The following is a 20111-nucleotide window of genomic DNA, read 5'->3' on the forward strand; positions in this document are numbered from 1 at the left end:
GTAAAATTTTAGGTGTTAAACCTTTAAGCAGTATGAAAGATATTGAAAAAAGATATAAAAGTCTGGCAAAAAGGTTTCACACTGACGTAGGCGGAAATGAAGAAAAAATGAAGGAAATAAACACTGCTTATAAAATATTAAAAGAATATATAACAAATTATAAATTTACTTTTAACGAAGATGAAATTAAAAAACAGTATCCTGAAGAATTTCTTAAAAATTTTAAGGTTTTTGAATGAAATTGTCACAACAGGAAATAATATACAAATTAAATGATTTAATAGACAAAGAAATTTTTAAAGACAGTGTTATTTTAAGCGTGAATGAACGTTCTTTGTTTTTATCTCGTGAAATTGGTTTAAAAAACGGTTTAATCGAAGGTGATATCTTATTTATAGAGCCTATTTTTTCACCTATAAATAAAGAAACAATAATTGGTAACATCAGTGAATTAAAAGAAATGATAATTATTGAAGAATTTAAAAACAGTTTTGATATAACGGATGATTACATTTATAATGAGGCAAATCGTATTTATGAAGAAAAAATAATTTCTAAAATGCACAAATTTCGCACAGGAGAGAGTATAATTTCAATTGAAAATAAAAATGTATTATTGATAGATTTAGGAATTAATACAGGACTTACAATGCTAAATGCCATTAAATCCTGTATTAACGCAAAAGTTTTTAAAATTAATGTAGCTACCGCTTTTATTTCTAAAGAAGCTGCTGAAAAATTAGAAAATATTGTTGATAATCTTTTTTATATTCAAAAAATTGAAGATTATGTCAATACAGAATTTTATATTAAGGAGAATGAATGAGTTGTGAAGTGGATATTAAAGTCAATAATAGAGTTCAAAAATTTGTTTTAAATAAGGTTGCAAAACAGGCTAACGCCTCTGTATGGTTTCAAGATGGCAAAACGGTAATGATTGCCACTTTGACATATAATCCTGATGAGATTGTTGAAGAAGATTTTGTCCCTTTGGTTGTTCAATATGTGGAAAGGGCGTATGCGGTAGGAAGAATTCCAGCAGGATTTGTAAAAAGGGAACAAAAACCGGGTGATTTTGAAACATTAACAGCCAGAATTGTAGATAGAAGTCTTAGACCCCTTTTTCCAAAAGAGTACGGTTATAACACTGTTTTGACAATAATGGCAGTCAGTGCCGATGAAGAGAGCGATTTACAAACAGCTGCTATGAATGCGGCTGCCGCTTGTATGTATCTTTCTGATTTGCCGTTTTCTAAAATGGTTTACGGTGTTAGGCTTACAAGAATTGACGGAGAAATTATTGTAAATCCTACTTTGAGTCAGCTTGAAAAAGGTGAATTTAATCTTTTCGTAACAGGTACAAAAGATGAACTTTTAATGATAGAATTTGCAGCTCAGGGTCAGGAAGAAATTCAGATTATTCCCGTTGAAGATATAATGCTTGACGGTGCTCCTATTGAAAACACAATAGTTAATTATAAAACCAATGAGATAAAAGAAGATGATTTGATCGAAATTTTAAAAGTGGCTCAAAATGCAATAAAAGAAGGTGTTAAAGTTTATGAAGATGCATTAAAACCGTTTAAAAAAGAGCCTGTTACCTTTGAAGAAAGGGCAGAAAAAGACCCTAGTGAGTATGTAAAAATCATAAAAGAAAAATATATTGATGAATTAAAAGAAATTATTAAACATTTAAGTAAAAGTGAAAGAGATTATCTCCTTAAACAGTTTGCAAGAAAAATTGCAAAAGTTTTAGATAAAGAAGAGGATTTTGATGTTATATTAAAGGCTGTGAAGCTTGTAAAAAGAGAGATAGTAAGAGGTATGATTCTGGATGAAGGAATCAGGGCTGATGGCAGAAAACTTGATGAAATCAGACCAATTAGTATTGAAACAAATGTACTGCCAAGTGCCCACGGAAGCTGTCTGTTTACAAGAGGTCAGACCCAGGCTTTGGCCGTTGCGACTCGAGGCGGCGATATGGATGCCCAGGTTTACGGAAATCTTACTGACAAAGAAGAAAAACTTGAAAAATTTATGCTTCATTATAATTTTCCGGCATTTTCTGTCGGTGAGGCTGAGAGACTTGGGCCGCCAAGCAGAAGGGAATTGGGACACGGAAATCTGGCAAAAAGAGCAATAGAGCCGTTAATTGATCCCGAATTTGATGAAACTGTAAGGGTTGTGAGTGAAATACTTGAGAGTAACGGAAGCAGTTCAATGGCAACAATATGTGCAAGTTCACTTGCTATGAAAGCTGCAAAAGTCCCTCTTTTAAAACTGGCTGCAGGAATAGCAATGGGGCTTGTTACCGAAGGTGATAGATATGCAATTTTAACTGATATTATGGGTCTTGAAGACCATGACGGGGATATGGATTTTAAAGTAGGCGGAACTTATGACGGAATAACTGCCATGCAGATGGATATTAAACTCGGAGGTGTTCCCCTTGAAATATTAAAAGAGGCTCTTTATCAGGCAAGAGATGCAAGGTGTTATATACTTGAACTCATGGAAAAAGCTGCAAAAGAGATTAAATACAATGAAGATGTATTGCCAAAAGCAATAAGCTTTAAAGTTGAACCAGACAAGATTATTGATATTATTGGAACTGCCGGAAAAACTGTAAAAGATATTATTGCAAAATTCGGGGTTACAATCGATCTTGACAGGGAAACAGGAAAAGTAAAAGTTTATGGTGATTCTCATGAACAGTTGGAAGAAACCAAAAATTATATTTTAAATGTAATCTGTAAAGATGACAAGCCAAAAATTCCTGAATTTAAAATAGGGGAGATAATTGAGGGAAAAGTTACAAGAGTTGTGGATTTCGGTTTATTTGTTGAATTAGTTCCCGGAGTTGAAGGTTTGCTTCATAAGTCAAAATTAAATGGTAAAAATCCTGAAGATTTCAACGAGGGAGATAAAATTAAAGTAAAAGTTTTATCTCAAAGCGGATTTAAAATTGAACTTGCTTTAGTGGAGGGGTAATGTTTGAAAAATATCCTTTTGAAAAATTAAACGAATTACTAGAAAATATTTCTCATCCAAATGAGGTAATATCTTTAACAATAGGTGAGCCTCAGTTTGAAACTCCGGAATTTATTCAGAAAGAATTATGTAAAAATGCAAAATTTTTAAATAAATATGCAAAAACAAGCGGTGAAGAAGTTTTAAAAAAATCTCAGAGGGATTTTGTAAAAAGAAGATTTAATGTAGAATTAGATAAAGATGAATTAATTCCAACGTTTGGAACAAGGGAAGTTTTATTTAATTTTCCTCTTTTCCTAAGACCCTCAAAAACAGCTTTTCCCAATCCTTTTTATCAAATATATGAAGGTGCAGCCATTGCTGCTGGAAGTAAAATAAATTATTTGGAACTGAATGAAAAAAATAATTTTAAACCAAGTTTAAACCAGCTTGATGGGGATGAAGATTTTATTATATTAAATTCTCCAAATAATCCTACGGCAAGTGTTATGAGTTTGGATGAACTGTGTGAGTGGGTAGAATATGCCTTGAAAAAAGATGTTGTAGTTTTGAATGATGAATGTTACAGCGAAATTTATACAAACAACCCTCCGCCATCAATTCTTGAAGCAAGTATAAAAATAGGAAATAAAAATTTTAAAAATGTTTTAGCGATTAATTCCATTTCAAAAAGAAGTTCGGCACCGGGCCTTAGAAGTGGATTTATTGCGGGAGATAAGAGAATACTTAAAGATTATCTTAATTTTAGAACCTATACAGGGTGCGCTATTCCGCTTCCTTTGCAGTATGCTGCTAAGCTGGCATGGGACGATGAAAAGTATCCGGCTATTTTTAGAGAAGAATATAAAAAAAATTTTGAAAGAGCTGAAAAAATTTTAGGAATTGAAATTCCTGAAGCTACTTTTTATATCTGGTTAAAAGTGGGTGATGATATAGATTTTACAAAAGAAGCGTATAAAAGGGGTGTAAAAGTACTGCCGGGCAGATATATGGGAAGAAACGGAGCCGGTGAGGGATATGTAAGGATAGCCTTGGTTTATGATGAGGAAAAAACAAAAAAAGCGCTTAATATTTTAAAGGAGATTTTATGAGTTTGGTAGATAAATATAAAAAACTAGATGAATTGGTGGTTAAAGACAAAGAAGAGGAGGTTAATGATACTTTTAAGGAAATTTTGGAAGAGACTTTTAAAAAAATAAATAAAAAAATAGAAGAACAAAAAACACTTGATATAAAAAATCCTGAAGAAAAAATGGCAGTTAGAGCTATGATGGAATATATGCTTGAACTTTGGGATGAGGGTGCTACAGATGAAGCTAAACAGGTCGGATATGATATGGTTTATTTAGTGGATGATGCCAGACTAAAAGAAATGTTTACACTTTTTGTAATAGGAATATTGGCCGGTTTAAGCCTTGATAAATTTTTTGAAAAATATATTGATTTAAGAGAAATTTATGAAGATTACTTTTTTACCGGTTTTAATGATGAAATAGATGAACTTGTAGAAAAATATAAAGACCAGTTTGTAAAAGAGTTTCAAGAGTGAAATTATATTTTATCGGTATTGGCGGGATTGGGCTCAGTGCACTGGCTAGATGGTGCAAAAAAAAAGGTTTTGATGTTAAAGGAAGTGATATACATTCTACCCCGTTAACCCAAAAACTACAAAATGAGGGAATAGAAGTTTTTATTCCTCAAAAAGAAGAAAATATCAATGGTGATATAGATTTAATTGTATATACTGCAGTTGCAAGGGAAAATAATCCTGAAAGGGTTGCAGCCAAGAAAAAAGGTGTTAAAATTCTTAGCAGACGTGAATTCCTACCATTTATATTGAATGATAAAAAAGTTCTTTCAGTTTGTGGAGCGCATGGCAAAAGCACTACTACTGCAATATTAGCTTCTATTTTACCTAATGCTAATGCTTTAATTGGAGCAGAAAGTAAAGATTTTAATTCAAATGCAAAATTTAGTAACAGTGAATTAATGGTGTTTGAAGCGGATGAAAGCGACGGTAGTTTCATAGATTCAAACCCCTATGTTGCGGTTGTTACAAATACTGAACCCGAGCATATGGAATTTTATAATCACGATTTAGAGCTTTTTTATTCTCATTATGAAAAATTTTTAAAAAAAGCACAAATCAGGGTGGTAAACGGAAATGATGAATTTATAAAAAAACTTGATTTACCTATGAAAAAAGTGTATTTAAAAGATGCAAGAAATATAAGATACGAACTGAGGAATGATTTGCCAAAAACAATATTTGAATACAGGGGATATGAATTTGAGGTATATGGGTTTGGCGAACATTTGGTTTTGGATGCCCTTCTTGCAATCGAAGCTGCGAATGAGTTTATTTCACTTAATGAGATTGCAAAAAATATTAAAAATTATAAGGGAATCAAAAAAAGATTCGATATCCTGCAGCAGGATGATGATTTTATTTTAATCGATGATTACGGACACCATCCTACAGAAATAAAAGCGACATTAAGCAGTGCAAAAAAATATGCCATGCTTAACGGCATAGATAAAATAACTGCAATCTGGCAGCCTCATAAATATTCAAGAACTGTTGATAATCTTCAAGGCTTTATAGAATGTTTTGAAGGGGTTGATGAACTCGTGATATTGCCTGTATGGTCGGCAGGGGAGGAAAAAGTTGAAATTGATTTTGAAAAATATTTTGCAAAATATAAACCTATTTTTGCTGATAAAATTAAAGCTGACAGAAAAAATATTATGTTAATTAGAGATGATGAAATTATAAAAAAAATTAATGATGGTTTGATAATAGGTTTTGGAGCGGGGGATATTACTTATCAGTTGAGGGGAAATAAATAGGAAAAAGGTCAATTTAAATGATTTATTTTTATAAAGGTAAAAATAATATTTTAGAAAACAATAAAAAAAATACTCATAATAAAAATTCTGATAAAGAAGAAGATTATAAAAATATTATTCATATTATTCAAAAAGAATTTTCAAAAGTTTTAGATGTTCAGAATTTATCTTTTTTAATCGGTGCTGGGTGTTCTTCTTTTTTAAATAAAAATGATGAAGAAATAGGTGTTCCCACAATGCAACCTATGGCAAAAGAATTTTATAGTAATCTTTCTAACGAGGATAAAAATTTTATTAAGAATGAAATAAAAATTAATATTAATGATGAACAATTAGAAAAAAATTTAGAAAAATTTTTAGAAATTTTATATGCTTATAAATTTTTATTAGATAATCAAGCTCAAGATATAAAAAAAATTTCAAATTTAATTAATAAAACAAAAGAATTTATATTTAATAAATGTAATATTAAATCTAAAGAAGTAATTGAAATTTATAAAAAATTTTATAGAAAACTTTTATATAGAGATAATAATTTAACTAAAACTAATATCTTTACTACTAATTATGATATTTTTAATGAAATTGCTCTAGAACAATTAGGTGTTATTTATACAAATGGATTTACTGGATTTATTGAGAGGTATTTTAATCCTTCAACTTTTAATTATGCTTATGCTGAACAATTAGATTTAAATAATAAAAAATGGAATGTTATAGATAATTTTATTTATTTATATAAATTACATGGCTCTATTACATGGATAGAAGATGAAACAACAAATGCATTATTTAAAATAAAAGAGATTCAAAAGCCACAATTTCAAGAAGAAAATAATTATATGATTTATCCAACTCCAATGAAACAAAATTCAAGCTTTGGTTCTCCGTATTCTGATTTATTTAGAGAGTTTCAAAAAAAATTAATGCAAAATAATAATGTCTTAGTAACGATAGGTTATAGTTTTAGTGATGAGCATATCAATAATTTAATATATCAAGCTTTGACAATTCCTACTTTTAGATTAATAATTATAGGAAATTATAAAAGTAAAAATATTAATAAATTATTTAATTTAGATGATTCAAGAATATGGATTATTGGAGAAGAAAATAGACTTCTTTCAAAACTAAGGAAAATGAAATTTGATCATTTCTCAAAACAACTAACTTTTAAAGACTTTGATTACCAATGGACTGAGTTTTGTAAGAAGTCTAATGAAATACCCTTACATTTTTTTAATAAATTTATTGATGAAATTATGCCTGATATGGAAGAAGAAAAAATTGAAGAGAAAATAAAACAAATTTCTAAATTGTTTATGGGGCAATAATGTATTTTGATAATAAAGAAAGAGTAATAGGAAAAGTAATTTCAATAAATAGTGAAAAGTTTGGAGTGGAATTATTAAAAGGAATAAAAAATTTTAATATAAATGGTTTTGATGATATTCATTATTTCGCACAATTAAATAGTTATGTTGTAATACCTTATCAAAATTTTTATATTGTGTGTGAAGTAATTAGTATTAGAGAAAAAGATGAAAATAATTATCAAACTTCAAAAGAACAAGAAATTAACAAAATTTTATCTAATAAATATTTAGATGTTTATCCTTTAGGAACTATTAAAGATAATAAATTTGAATTTGGAGTTTCTGTTTTTCCTACTCTATATAGCGATGTTTTATATATAAAAGATGAAGAATTAGATATTATTTTTAACATTTCAAGTATAGAAGAAGAAATAGATGGAAATAATACTAAATTAAATTCACTTTCAATAGGAATGTCTTCAGTATTTAAAGATTATGATATAAAAATAAATATTGATAATTTTTTTGGTTCTCATAGTGCAGTTTTAGGAAATACTGGAAGTGGAAAATCTTGTACTATTGCTTCAATGCTTCAACAATTATTTAAAAAGAAAAATTTTTCTGCAACTGGAGCGACTTTTATTATTTTTGATACAAATGGAGAATATAAAAAAGCATTTGAAAAATTAAAAACGCAAAATAATGATGTAGATATTTATTATACATCTTTAAATGATGAAAAAAATCCTTTTTATTTACCACATCATTTTATGAATATTGAAGAATGGGAACTTTTATTACAAGCGAGTGAAAAATCTCAATTGCCTATTTTAAGAAACGCTTTAGGATTTGCCACTTTATTTGAAGAAAATAATAATGAAAATTATAAGAAAAAAATAAAAAATCATATTATTGCTTCTTGTATTTTAGAAATTTATACTTCAGAACCATCTCCTATAGCTAAATATCAGAAGATTAAAAGTTTATTTAATAAAGCTGAATTTGATAATTATGATACAATAGAAGGATATAATGGTCAATATGGAAATTTTTCAGATGAGAAAAAAGAAGCAGAATTTTTAAATGTTATGAAAGAAAATTTATTAAATGAAGAATTTAAAATTCCTAATTATAAAGAAGGGGTATATTTTGAATTTGATAAATTAAGTGAATATTTGGAATTAGCAATTTTGTATGAAGAAGCAAATGGAAATAAACAAATACGGAATTATTGTGCTCCTTTATTGACACGGACTGAAATTATTCAACATAGAGAAGATTTTAAATTTTTAAAAAAAGAAAATGAAAAAATTGAAGATTATTTGTTGAAATTTTTAGGAATTGTAAAAATGCCTATTTTTAAAGAATTTAGCCAATATATTAAAAAAACTCAAATTACAATTATTGATTTAAATGAAGTAGAAGATGAAATTGTAGAAATAATTTCATCTGTATTTACAAGGATTATATTCGATTTTTTAAAAAAACAAAAAGATAGAAATGTTTTTCCGATAAATTTAATTTTAGAAGAAGCACATAGATATATTGCATATGATTCTAAACGAACATTTTTAAGAGCAAGTCAAATTTTTGATAGAGTAGCTAAAGAAGGTAGAAAATATGGCCTTTTCTTAATGATTTCATCTCAAAGACCAAGTGAATTATCTAAAACTGTTTTATCCCAATGTAATAATTTTATTGTCCATAGAATTCAAAATCCTGATGATTTATTGCATATAAGACAAATGACTCCTCATATTTCTGATACAATTTTAAAAAAATTGCCATCTATCCCTACACAACATGCTTTAATTTTTGGTAATGCAGTTAATATACCAGCTTTATTTAAAGTCAATGAGGCTAATCCTTTACCAAAAAGTGATAATAATGAAATATCTAAAAATTGGTTTGTTGAAAAAAATAAAGATTATAAATTTTTATTTGATTAATTGATTCAAATATCTTTTAACATCCTCCAAAATTTTTAAATCCTTTGTTTCATCAAAATAATTAAATTTTTCTCCGCTTTGTTTTGTTCCATCTAATAAATCACCCGATTTTCTAAATTTTAAATCAAGCTCGGCTATTTTAAATCCATCAAGCGTTTTTGAAAATTCAATTAGTCTTTTATTGTTTTTATCGTGAGTGTATAAAAAGCAGTATCCTTTTTGTCCATATCTTCCGACTCTTCCTCTTAGCTGATGCAGTGTGGCAAGTCCGAGCCTTTCAGCTCCCACTATTACAATGGTGGTCAGTCTAGGCAGTGAAATTCCAACTTCAATAACGGTGGTTGTAATTAAAATATTTCCTTTTTCCCTGAATTCCACCAAAACATCTTCTTTGTTTTTGTCTTTTCCGTGGGTTATATATACTCCGTCAAAATATTTAAGCCAGAAATCTTTCCCTTCTTCTATGCTTTGATAATTAAAATTTTGAGACTCTTCTACTAAAGGATAAACTATTACAATTTGATTTCCAAGAGTTATTTCTTTTTGAATATGGGCTATTAAATCTTTAAAATCGCTTTTATCAATTATTCTGGTTTCAATATTTTTTTTAAAAGGCAGTTCTTTAATTAAACTGACATTTACAAAACTGCTGAGAATCAAAGCCTGGGTTCTTGGGATCGGTGTTGCGCTGAATTGAAAATAATGGGGTAAAATATTGCCGTTGCTTGTGAGTTTTTCAAGTTTTGCCCTCTGGTTTGTTCCAAACCTGTGCTGCTCATCTACCATTACGGCATTAAGTTTGGGTAAATTTTGATATAAAAGAGCGTGAGTTCCTATCAAAAGATCTGCATTTTTTAAATCTTCTTCTGTAAATTGACTTTTTTGTGTAACCAATACCACTTTAAATAATTTTCCATTTTCCATTCTCCATTTTCCATTTAAATATTTATTTGCTTCTTCGTAAATCTGATTGGCGAGTATTGAAGTCGGGGCCATAATGGCACTTTTTTTTGCCATAAAAGCAGTTGCAAGCATTATAATTGTTTTACCGCTTCCGACATCCCCTATAACAACCCTTCTGGCCTGCATGGGGTTTGATAGGTCATTTTTTATTTCATTTATTACTTTAATCTGGTCGTTTGTAAGGGTAAAAGGAAGAGAATTTATAAAAGGGGTTGGGTCTGATGTTATAGGATTTGCCGGAAAAGTCTTTTTTTTGTTCTGAAGCTTATATAAATATAAAAAAATTTCCGTCCATTTAAGTGCATAATTTATTTTTTTTTCGTCTATATCATCAGGAGAAAGTGGGAAATGCATTTTTATAAGCGTTTTTGCAATATTTTCAGGCAAAAGTTTTATGTTTTCATATGTTACATGTTTTTTTATTTCATTTTTTATTTTGGTAGATGAATAAACGGGAACTATTTCATTGATTCTACTTATAGGTTTTGGCTGGATTAACTGGTTGTTTCTAATTTCCCCTCTAATGAAGAGAGTTTTTCCTGTTTTAAATACAGCCTGATGCCATTTTTTAAAAACAAAAAACACTCCCCACATAATCTGGTTTATATTTTTTAAAAAAAATTTGATTCTGGTTGTTTTAGAGGATTTTTGAATATCAAGTATTTCAGCCTCAAAAGCTTGAGACCTGTTTAATATATAGGGATATAAATGATTGTCTTCCCAATCTTTAGGTTTTATAATGGCAAGTTCAATCGGTTTTAGATTATTCATTTGTAAGAATTGAAAAACTCAAATTTTTTATGTTTTGATATTTTTTTATGAAATTATTTACCTCATCAATGGATGTGTTTTTAATCAGATCAAGCTCTTTTTTGTAATAATCTTTTGGGAGTTCTAAATATATTTCATTAAATTTTTTAAGTAGTCTTTGTGCAAGAGTTTCATTTCTGAGCGGTTCGCTTCCAAGCAGGAATTTTTTTGCATCGCTAAGTTCTTCTTTTGTAATTCCTTTATCTATAAAATCATTGATAATATTTTTTAGGGTATTAATAGCATCTTCTGTATTTTCAAGTTTTGTCTGCATATATCCGCTAAGAAGTTTATGGGTTTTTTTGAAAGTATTAAATGCATATGCCGAATATGCATATCCTTTTTTTACTCTAATCTCTTCCATTATCCTGCTTCCAAATCCGCCGCTTCCTAAAATAAAAGTCGCTATTTTTGCCAGGTGCAGTTCGTTTTTATTGATATTAAAATCACTTGCAAAATAGATATAGCTTTGCTGCAGTTTCTTGGTTTCTTTGATATCTTTTTGTTTTGGATGGAAAAAAGGGTATTTTTCTTTTTTCCCTTTTGGCAGGATATTTAAAAATTTTTCGTATTCAAATTCTGCCCCGCCGTTTATTAAGATGGTATTTTGGGTGAGTTTTTCTGATATAAAGTTTTTTACATCGTATAAAGTGATATTTTCAATATCTTCACCTATTACAGGTAATGCAAGAGGAGTGTTTTCAAAAACGGCACGGTAGAGATTTTTATTTGCAATATAATCGTTGTTGTTTTTTAAATTTTCTTTTTTTGCAATTATCTCTTTTTTTGTTTTTTCAAAAGCCTCCTCGGTTAAATTTAAATTACTGAAAAGCTCCGTAAGTTTATCTATTGCTTTTTTTCTTTTTGAATTTAAACATTTAAGAGATACTGTAAAATATTCATGATTTACATTAAAATTAATATTTATCGCATCTTCTTCCAATTCATTAAAAAATCTTTCTTTTTTTTCTTTTGTCCCCCTGTTTATTATTTCTTTTGCAAAATTTGCAACTCCGTCAGGGGCAAATATGCTGCCGGCATTTAAAAAAACTATTTCTAAAAAACTTCTGCCAAGACTATCTTTTTCATAAATTAACATTTATATCCTTAATGTGGAATTTTTAGCAAAATTTTAGCAGAATTATTTAAAATAAATGCTTTTTTTAAAGCTTCTTTTATATCCCTGCTTATTATAAATATACTTTGTGCTTTGATAATTGTTATTTCATCTTTTTTAAGTGTTTCCAGTAATTTATTCAAATTTTTTTCATTATTATAATCTTCAATAATTTTTATATTGTTAAAATATTTTCTTCCGTGAGCATCCATTGGATTAAATTTTTGATGCATTATACTGTATGCGACTATATCCGGTAAAAAAATATTTAAAATTGTTTTGGCATATGAGATTTCTTTATAAATTTTGGAATGAATATCCACATCTTCATTGGATTCTTTGTATGCCAGCGTTTTATTATTTATGTTCACTTGAATATAAAAATTTTCTTCTTTTATACAGGTATCTTTTTTATTGATTATCATTGTATCGGTGCCTGTCTTTAAAGAAATACTTCCAAAACCTATATTTAACATATTTTTTTCCTGCAGAACCCTTGCGGCTAAAATAAATTCATTTATATAAAAATCTACGGGCAAACTTAACCTTTTTTTTAGACAAATTATATCAAATTTAGTATAATTGTAAAAAAAGGTTATTATGCAAACTCCTCATATACCGGTGCTTTTAAATGAAGTTATAAATTTGTTTTGTCCAATGAAAGAAGGATATTTTATTGACTGTACATTAGGATTCGGCGGTCACAGTGAGGCAATCCTTAAAAAATTTCCAAATATCAAATTAATAGGCATAGACCAAGACATAGATGCCCTTAATTTTGCAAAAAAAAGATTAGCCCCTTTTTCTAACAGGGTTGAATTTGTAAATAAAAGGGCAAGTGAGGCTTTGAAAAATTTAAAAGGGCTTGATATTGCCGGAATTTTGGCAGATATTGGGGTCAGTTCGTTTCAGCTTGACAATGAAGAGAGGGGTTTTAATTTTGAATCTGACACACTTGATATGAGAATGAATAAAAATCAGGAACTCAGTGCGTATGAGGTAATCAATTATTACCCAAAAGATGAAATTGAGAGAATTTTAAGAGATTATGGGGAAGTTAGAAATTATAAAAAAGCCGCAAATGCTATTGTTTCAAACAGAGTTATTAAATCAAATCGTGAACTTGCCGATATATTGGGAAAAGTAGGGATTAAAGATAAAAAAAATCTGGCAAAAGTTTTTCAGGCTATAAGAATAGAAGTCAATAATGAGTTAAATGAACTTGAAAATTTGCTAGAAAATGCCAAAAATATTGCAATAAATGGTACAATTTTAGGTATAATTAGTTTCCATTCATTAGAAGACAGAATTGTTAAGAATAAATTTAGAGAATGGTCTAAAAACTGTATATGTCCGCCCGAAGCAATAAAATGCGAATGTGGTGGAAATCATGCACTCGGTAAAATTATTACCAAAAAACCTGTTACTGCTACAAAAGAGGAAATAAAAATGAATCCAAGAAGCAGAAGTGCTAAACTCAGGGGGTTTTTATTTAATTAAGGAGAAAGGATGAATGAAAAAGAAATTTTGTTAGATGAAGTTTCTAAAGTAATTGAAGAGGATTCTTTATCTGTTTCGTTTGTTAAAAATGTAGTTTTTGCAATTATATTTTCTTTAGCAATTTTGTTTCCTAAAATTTATATTGCAAATAACATTTATACATATTCTCTAAAAATTAACAAACTTTTAAACGAATATTATTCCCTAAAAGCAGAACAGTTTATTTTAACTTCAAAAATAGAAAAAATTAAATTTAAAAACAGACTTCAAAGACTTACTTTTTAATTCTTTTTTTATATATCTATGTTAAAATAGCTTCAAAAAAAGAGGTTTAATGAAAAAATTTATAGAATTTTTTATAAAAAATGCCGCATTTACACATTCCTTATTTATAGTTATTATGATTACGGCGTTTTTATCCTATAAACATGTTCCAAAAGAATTATTCCCTCCCGCAGAACTTGATAAAATATTAATTACGGGCGGCTATCCTGGGGCTTCTCCTTCTACTCTTGATAAAATGGCTGTGGATGAAATAGAGGATGATATAAAATCGTATTCCGAAGTGGATTCAATAGAAAGTGTGGTGTCTAATGGAAATTTTTTAATAACAGTAAATTTAAAGCCCGGAAGTAACAAAAATGAACTTTTAAGTGAATTTCAAAGTATTGTTTCAAACCTGAAAAAAGATTTGCCTGGAGATATGGATCTTCCCAGTGTTACTATTGCCAAAAAGAAGTTTCCTTTAATGTTTATTTCTGTCGGAAGTGAAAAATTAAATAAAGACGAACTTTTAAAGATAGCTGATGAAATAAAGAAAAAACTTTTAAAATTAAAAGATTTAACACAGGTTGATATAAGGGGAGAGAGCGATAAAAATATTTATATTGATTTAAATTCCAAAAAAATTGAAGCATTGGGAATTAATAAAAATGTTTTAAATAACATAATTTCTTCCTTGTCTACTATTTTTCCGGCGGGATATATTGAAGGAAGTAAACATTTTTTTATAAGTATGGCTAATGTTGATGTTGAAAAATTAAAAAACACAATAATTGATATAAATGGTAAAAAAATCAGATTATCGGATATAGCGGATATTAAAAAAGAATATGACACGCCTACACAGATTGGAAAATATAACGGTGTGCCCACACTTACAATTGATGTAAGAAAAGGGGAAAGCGGTGATGCTATCGCTTTGTCAAATAAAATTAGAAATATTTTAAAAGAATATCATCAAAAACATCCTGAGGTTATTTTTGGAATTTCCACAGATACAAGTAAATGGGTCAGAAACAGGTTTAATACGGTTGTAAGTAATATAATTTTCGGGCTTATTCTGGTGTTTTTTGTAATGTGGATTTTTTTGAATGCAAGAATATCAATTGTTGTTACTCTTGGAATTCCGACATCTTTTGCTATTGCCTTAATAGCACTTGATTATTTTCATTATTCTTTAAATCTGCTTTCAATGCTCGGGATGCTGATTGCACTTGGTATGATTGTGGATGAAGCGATTGTGGTGGGTGAAAATATTTACAGACACTTATCCATGGGAAAAGACAGGGTAACGGCTGCAGTTGATGGGGCGAGTGAAGTTTTCTGGCCCGTTATGGCATCCGCAACTACTACAATTTTGGCATTTTTGCCTATGCTTTTGATTCAGGGTGAAATAGGTAAATTTATGAAAATTTTACCTATAATGATTACGGTTTTAGTGCTTTCATCTTTATTTGAAGCATTTGTGTTTTTGCCTCTTCATTCAAAAGAGATTTTAAAGGTTGCATATTCCAAAAAAGACAAACTCTGGGAAAATTTTTCAAAACTTTATAAAAAAATTCTTTTTTTCTTTTTTAGATACAGATATTTAACTTTAATATTTTTTTTAATTGTCGTGCCAGCTTTAACTGTTGTTGGCTTTAAACATTCAAAATTTCAGCTTTTTCCGGATTTTGACACATCCCAGCTTTATGTAAACGGAAAATTCGATAGTAATTATACCATCGAAGAGACTTCGGAAGCTATAAAACCAATTGAGCATATTTTAAAAAAATATCTTGGGGATAATGTTGAAGGATTCACCACTGTTGTGGGAATGCAGATGAATAATAAAGGTGAGGCCAACAGGGGGGAAAATTATTTTCATATATTTGTGGATTTAAAAGACAGGGTTCCTCAAGATTTTTATAATAAATTCATAGCCCCCCTTTTTCAACCTATAAAAGTTACAGGACAGACAAGAAGACTCAGTGCAAAAGAGCTGGCTGTGCAGATGAAAAAAGATTTGAAAAATTTAAAAATTAAAGGTTTAAAAGAACTTAATGTAATCGTGCCTCAGGCGGGGATTGTAAAAAGTGATATTGTAATTTCCCTTGGAGGTGACAATAAAAAAGTTTTAGAAGCAATAAAAGAGCTTGAAAATAAAATGTATAAAATAAAAGGAGTTTATAATGTATATGATGATGCGGAGATGGGAGCGAGTGAACTTAAAATAAATATAAATCAATATGGAGAAAAATTAGGTTTTAATCAAAAAAATCTTTTTTCTCAAATCAGACCGTATTTTGCAAAAGCCGAATTTGATAAAACATTTGATGAAAATGGAATAATAAGGCTTAAATTTTATGATAAAAATAAAGATAAATTAGAATTTTTAAAAAATTTCAGGGTAAATGTTCCAAATACAGATCAATATATAGATCTCAGTAAGATTGCTGAGTTTCAAATTATCAAGCAGTTTAAAAAAATACATAAATATGACGGTATAAGTGCAAAAACTGTATATGCGACACTTAATAAAAAGATTATTACCGTCAAAGATTTTTATCAAAAAATAAATCCGCTTTTAGAAAAATTTAAAAAGAAAGGATTAACTGTTTTAATAGGAGGGGCCGCTAAAAAAAGCAGAGAATTTATGAAAAATATAAAAGAATCGATGATTGTCGCAATCTTGCTTATATTTTTGGTTTTGGTTTTAATGTTTAATTCCATCTTTTTACCGTTTGTTATAATTTCTGTAATACCTCTTTCGTTTTTGGGGGTGATTTTGGGAAATATGATAATGGGAATGAATCTTACAATGCTTGGAATGATTGGAATCGTTGGGCTTGCAGGGGTAGTCGTAAATGACGGAATTGTAATGATTGATTTTATTAAAAAAGCAAAATCACTTGAAGATATTTTAACTCTTGCATCTTTTAGACTAAGACCGATCCTTTTAACTTCACTTACAACCTTTTTTGGTTTAATAACATTAATGTTTTTCCCCTATGGACAGTCCCAGATACTTCAGCCGCTTGCAATTGCGCTTGGTTTTGGTATTATGTGGGGGACAGTGCTTAATTTGTTTTATCTGCCGGTATTTTATTTTGTAATAAATAAAAAATTAAAAATTAATCTAAAAACGGAGAATGGATAATCGGAAATGAATAAGGTTTTTATAAAAACATTCGGCTGCAGAAGTAATATTTATGATACAGAAATTATGAAGAATATTTTAAAAGATAAAATTGTAAATTCTGAAGAAGAAGCTGATATTATTATAATTAATTCATGTACCGTTACAAATTTTGCAGATAGGGATGTGAGACAGTATATTAATAAAAGACAAAATAAAAAAATTATATTTACAGGATGCGGAGCATACACCCAGGGAAAAAAATTATTTGAAGAACACAAAGTTGATGCAGTACTCGGGCATAAATTTAAAGAAGAAATTGATAAATTTTTAAATTTTAAAGGTGTTAATTTAGGAGATTTTAATTTTGTAAATAAAAAAATAATAATAAATATTTCAACGACAAAAGCGTTTGTAAAAATCCAGGAAGGCTGTGATTTTGAGTGTGCTTATTGTATTTTACCCAAAGTCAGGGGTTATTCAAGGAGTATGGATGAAACAACAATACTTGAACAGATTGAATATTTGGCACAAAACGGAATAAGTGAAATAGTGTTAACAGGAATCAATATGGGAAGTTATGGGAAAGATACAAACACATCCCTTGCAAAACTTATTAAAAAAATTATAAAAATAGATAGAATCAAAAGGATAAGACTTGGTTCGTTAGAACCGACTCAAATAGATGAAGAATTGATAGAACTTGCTAGCGATTCAGTTTTAGAGAAACATTTTCATATAGCTCTGCAGCATACAAGTGACAGAATGCTGAGGATTATGAAAAGAAGAAATAGAGTTTCAAATACTCTTCCTCTTTTTGAAAAATTGGCTGGTCTTGGTTTTGTACTGGGGACTGATTTTATAGTAGGACACCCGGGAGAGAGCGAAGAGATTTGGCAAGAAGCGCTTGAAAATTTTAAAAAATATCCCTTAACTCATATTCATATATTCAGATTCACACCAAGAGACGGAACTTTAAGTGCTGAAATGAAACAGGATGTAAGAGGGGATACGGCGAAAAAAAGGGCTAAGCAAATAGAAGAAATTGTTAAAAAAAATAATTATAATTTCAGACTCAAAAAAATGCCGCTTCTAGTGCATATAGAAGAAAAAAAAGACGGATATTTTGTAGGGTTTGACGAATATTATAATAAAATGAAGATAAAAAGTGATAGAAATTTAAAAGGAGCTTGGGTGAAAGTAAAAGATTATGAAGTTAAGGAAGTAAATTATGCAAAAATCTAAAAAAAATCAAATTATAATTTCTGTTCTTTTCGGTGTTTTATTTGCACTTTTGGTGGCATGGGCTTTTAAGGGAAATTACGAAGAACTTTTAACTCAGATTGTGGCGGTTGTAATTGTTTTAATATTTTTTATTTTGTTTGTTATTCTTCTTAGAAAATCTATGCCATCAAATAATCCTCAACATCTACAGGTTGAAATGAATACGGGAATTGAAAAAGATTTTGTAATTAAACCTACAATTTCAAATGTTACTTTTAAAGATGTTGCAGGTATATCTGAGGTAAAAGAAGAATTAGTGGAAATTGTTGATTTTTTAAAAAATCCTGAAAAATATAAGGCTTTTGGTATTAATTTGCCAAAAGGTGTGTTATTGGTGGGGCCTCCTGGTGTCGGTAAGACATTAATTGCAAAAGCGCTTGCCGGTGAGGCTGGTGTGCCGTTTTTTTATCAAAGCGGAAGCAGTTTTGTACAGATGTATGTAGGTGTTGGGGCTAAAAGGGTTAGGGATTTGTTCTCCCGTGCAAAAGCAAGTGCTCCTAGTATTATTTTTATAGATGAAATTGATGCCATAGGGAAAGCCAGGGGAAATTTAAGAAATGATGAAAGGGAAGCGACATTAAATCAGCTTTTAACTGAAATGGACGGGTTTGAAGGAAGTGAGGGGGTTATTGTAATAGGTGCTACAAATAAAGTGGAACTTTTGGATGAAGCGCTTCTCAGACCCGGTAGGTTTGACAGAAGGGTGTTTGTGGAACTTCCGGGACTTAACGACAGAATTGAAATATTAAAGGTTCATTTAAGAGGTAAGCCGTTTAAAGGGAATTTGGAAAATATTGCAAAAATGACTGTTGGATTTTCAGGGGCAGCACTGGCAAGCTTGGTAAATGAAGCAAGTATTCATGCATTAAAGCGGGGTAAAAGATATATCGAAGAAGAGGATTTTTATGCTGTAAAAGATAAAGTTTTAATTGGGAAAAAAAGACTTCAGACATATAATCCTAAAGAAAAAGAAATATTAAGCTACTATCAGGCGTCAAAGGCTGTAATAGCAGAATGGCTGGGAGTTGAATTTGAGAGAATTTCCCTTGTCAAAGACGATTTTAAAGAAGAAGACAAGGAAATTATTTCAAAAACGGAAATAATGAATAAAATAATGGTATATTTTGCCGGAAGAATTGCAGTGGAAGAAAAATACAGGGAAAAATTTTCAAACGCCCATATGGATATCAAAAAAGCAAAAGATTTGGCTGTTAAAATGGTAAAAGATTACGCAATGGGAGATAGTATAATAGGTGATGAAGCGGAAATTGCCAAAATTTTAAAATACGCAGAAGAGGAGGTAAAAAGTATATATACTTCCACCCAGGACTTAATTGAAAAGGTTTATGAATTTTTACTAAAAAACGAAGTGGTGCATAAAGAAGATATAAAGAAAATCAAAGATGAAATATTTTAGCGGTTTTTGTTTAAAAAATGATAAAGCGTTTTTTAATGATTATTTGGAAGAAAGTGAATTTGTAGTAGCCGGATTCAGTTTTGGGGCGCAAAAAGCGCTTGAGTATGTTTTAAATACAGATAAAAGAGTAGATAAACTGCAGCTTCTCTCACCAGCTTTTTTTTATGTAAATCAAAAATTTATAGATGTGAATATAAATGCATTTAAAAAAGATAAACTCTCTTATATAAAAACTTTTTTGACAAAAGCCGGGATTAGTGAATGGAAAATGGAAAATGGAAAATGGAAAATGGATTTAAATGGTATTGAAATTGATTATAGTTGCACAGAAGAAGAACTTTATGAAATGTTTACTTTTAACTGGGAAAAAATAAAAGAGTTAAAAAATATAAAAATAGAGGTTTTTTTGGGAGAATTTGATAAAATTATTTCTTTAAAAAAAGCGCAGAATTTTTTTAAAAATTATGCCAGTGTTTATTATATTAAAAAGGCAAATCATTTTTTAAGGAGTTAA

Annotated in this window: 17 protein-coding genes; 14 read left to right on the top strand and 3 right to left on the bottom strand. The window is 29.3% G+C overall.

All coding sequences use genetic code 11. The features are described 5' to 3' along the window. The first annotated feature begins 5 nt into the window (after positions 1-5). Genes LNAT_RS07325 through LNAT_RS07360 form a run of 8 tightly spaced genes read left to right on the top strand, consistent with a single transcriptional unit; the run spans position 6 to position 9106 of the window. A complete protein-coding gene (locus LNAT_RS07325) occupies positions 6-239 on the top strand; it encodes a J domain-containing protein (RefSeq protein WP_096259917.1) in 234 nt (77 codons plus the stop codon). After that, positions 236-826, top strand: a complete 591-nt coding sequence (locus LNAT_RS07330; RefSeq protein WP_096259920.1) for a phosphoribosyltransferase — start codon at positions 236-238, stop codon at positions 824-826. Before LNAT_RS07325 ends, LNAT_RS07330 begins: the two co-directional genes overlap by 4 nt. Further along, a complete protein-coding gene (locus LNAT_RS07335; protein WP_096259922.1) occupies positions 823-2991 on the top strand; it encodes a polyribonucleotide nucleotidyltransferase in 2169 nt (722 codons plus the stop codon). The genes LNAT_RS07330 and LNAT_RS07335 overlap by 4 nt, the downstream gene beginning before the upstream one ends. Further along, on the top strand, positions 2991-4082 hold the full coding sequence (locus tag LNAT_RS07340) for a succinyldiaminopimelate transaminase (protein WP_096259924.1): 1092 nt from the start codon (positions 2991-2993) through the stop codon (positions 4080-4082). Before LNAT_RS07335 ends, LNAT_RS07340 begins: the two co-directional genes overlap by 1 nt. Beyond that, complete coding sequence (locus tag LNAT_RS07345; protein WP_096259926.1) at positions 4079-4540, top strand: hypothetical protein; 462 nt, start codon at positions 4079-4081, stop codon at positions 4538-4540. Before LNAT_RS07340 ends, LNAT_RS07345 begins: the two co-directional genes overlap by 4 nt. Beyond that, positions 4537-5841, top strand: coding sequence for a UDP-N-acetylmuramate--L-alanine ligase (gene murC, locus LNAT_RS07350; RefSeq protein ID WP_096259928.1), 1305 nt, complete (start codon positions 4537-4539; stop codon positions 5839-5841). The genes LNAT_RS07345 and murC overlap by 4 nt, the downstream gene beginning before the upstream one ends. 17 nt (positions 5842-5858) lie before the next feature. Further along, positions 5859-7175, top strand: coding sequence for an SIR2 family protein (locus tag LNAT_RS07355; RefSeq protein WP_096259930.1), 1317 nt, complete (start codon positions 5859-5861; stop codon positions 7173-7175). Then, complete coding sequence (locus LNAT_RS07360) at positions 7175-9106, top strand: ATP-binding protein (RefSeq protein WP_096259932.1); 1932 nt, start codon at positions 7175-7177, stop codon at positions 9104-9106. The genes LNAT_RS07355 and LNAT_RS07360 overlap by 1 nt, the downstream gene beginning before the upstream one ends. On the opposite strand, the gene recG is transcribed toward LNAT_RS07360, so the two are convergent. From recG to LNAT_RS07375, 3 genes are read right to left on the bottom strand one after another with little or no spacing between them, the layout of a single operon-like run. After that, positions 9095-10840 (bottom strand): ATP-dependent DNA helicase RecG, encoded by a 1746-nt coding sequence (gene recG / locus LNAT_RS07365; protein WP_096259934.1) that lies wholly within the window; start codon positions 10838-10840, stop codon positions 9095-9097. The genes LNAT_RS07360 and recG overlap by 12 nt on opposite strands. Next, on the bottom strand, positions 10833-11978 hold the full coding sequence (locus LNAT_RS07370) for a M16 family metallopeptidase (protein ID WP_096259936.1): 1146 nt from the start codon (positions 11976-11978) through the stop codon (positions 10833-10835). Before LNAT_RS07370 ends, recG begins: the two co-directional genes overlap by 8 nt. An 8-nt stretch (positions 11979-11986) precedes the next feature. After that, positions 11987-12535, bottom strand: coding sequence for a class II aldolase/adducin family protein (locus LNAT_RS07375; protein WP_096259938.1), 549 nt, complete (start codon positions 12533-12535; stop codon positions 11987-11989). Positions 12536-12596: 61 nt separating this feature from the next. Here LNAT_RS07375 and rsmH point away from each other — a divergent pair, with 61 nt between their 5' ends. From rsmH to bioV, 6 genes are read left to right on the top strand one after another with little or no spacing between them, the layout of a single operon-like run. After that, positions 12597-13496, top strand: coding sequence for a 16S rRNA (cytosine(1402)-N(4))-methyltransferase RsmH (gene rsmH / locus LNAT_RS07380; RefSeq protein ID WP_096259940.1), 900 nt, complete (start codon positions 12597-12599; stop codon positions 13494-13496). A gap of 9 nt (positions 13497-13505) precedes the next feature. Beyond that, complete coding sequence (locus LNAT_RS07385) at positions 13506-13781, top strand: hypothetical protein (protein WP_096259942.1); 276 nt, start codon at positions 13506-13508, stop codon at positions 13779-13781. Positions 13782-13830: 49 nt separating this feature from the next. Then, on the top strand, positions 13831-16917 hold the full coding sequence (locus LNAT_RS07390) for an efflux RND transporter permease subunit (protein ID WP_096259944.1): 3087 nt from the start codon (positions 13831-13833) through the stop codon (positions 16915-16917). Between the two features lie 6 nt (positions 16918-16923). Further along, positions 16924-18141 (top strand): tRNA (N(6)-L-threonylcarbamoyladenosine(37)-C(2))-methylthiotransferase MtaB, encoded by a 1218-nt coding sequence (gene mtaB / locus LNAT_RS07395; RefSeq protein WP_096259946.1) that lies wholly within the window; start codon positions 16924-16926, stop codon positions 18139-18141. Then, on the top strand, positions 18128-19597 hold the full coding sequence (locus tag LNAT_RS07400) for an AAA family ATPase (RefSeq protein ID WP_096259948.1): 1470 nt from the start codon (positions 18128-18130) through the stop codon (positions 19595-19597). The genes mtaB and LNAT_RS07400 overlap by 14 nt, the downstream gene beginning before the upstream one ends. After that, a complete protein-coding gene (bioV, locus tag LNAT_RS07405; RefSeq protein WP_096259950.1) occupies positions 19584-20111 on the top strand; it encodes a pimelyl-ACP methyl ester esterase BioV in 528 nt (175 codons plus the stop codon). The genes LNAT_RS07400 and bioV overlap by 14 nt, the downstream gene beginning before the upstream one ends.

Origin of the sequence: Lebetimonas natsushimae, from assembly GCF_002335445.1 — a bacterium.
Lineage (GTDB): Bacteria > Campylobacterota > Campylobacteria > Campylobacterales > Nautiliaceae > Lebetimonas > Lebetimonas natsushimae.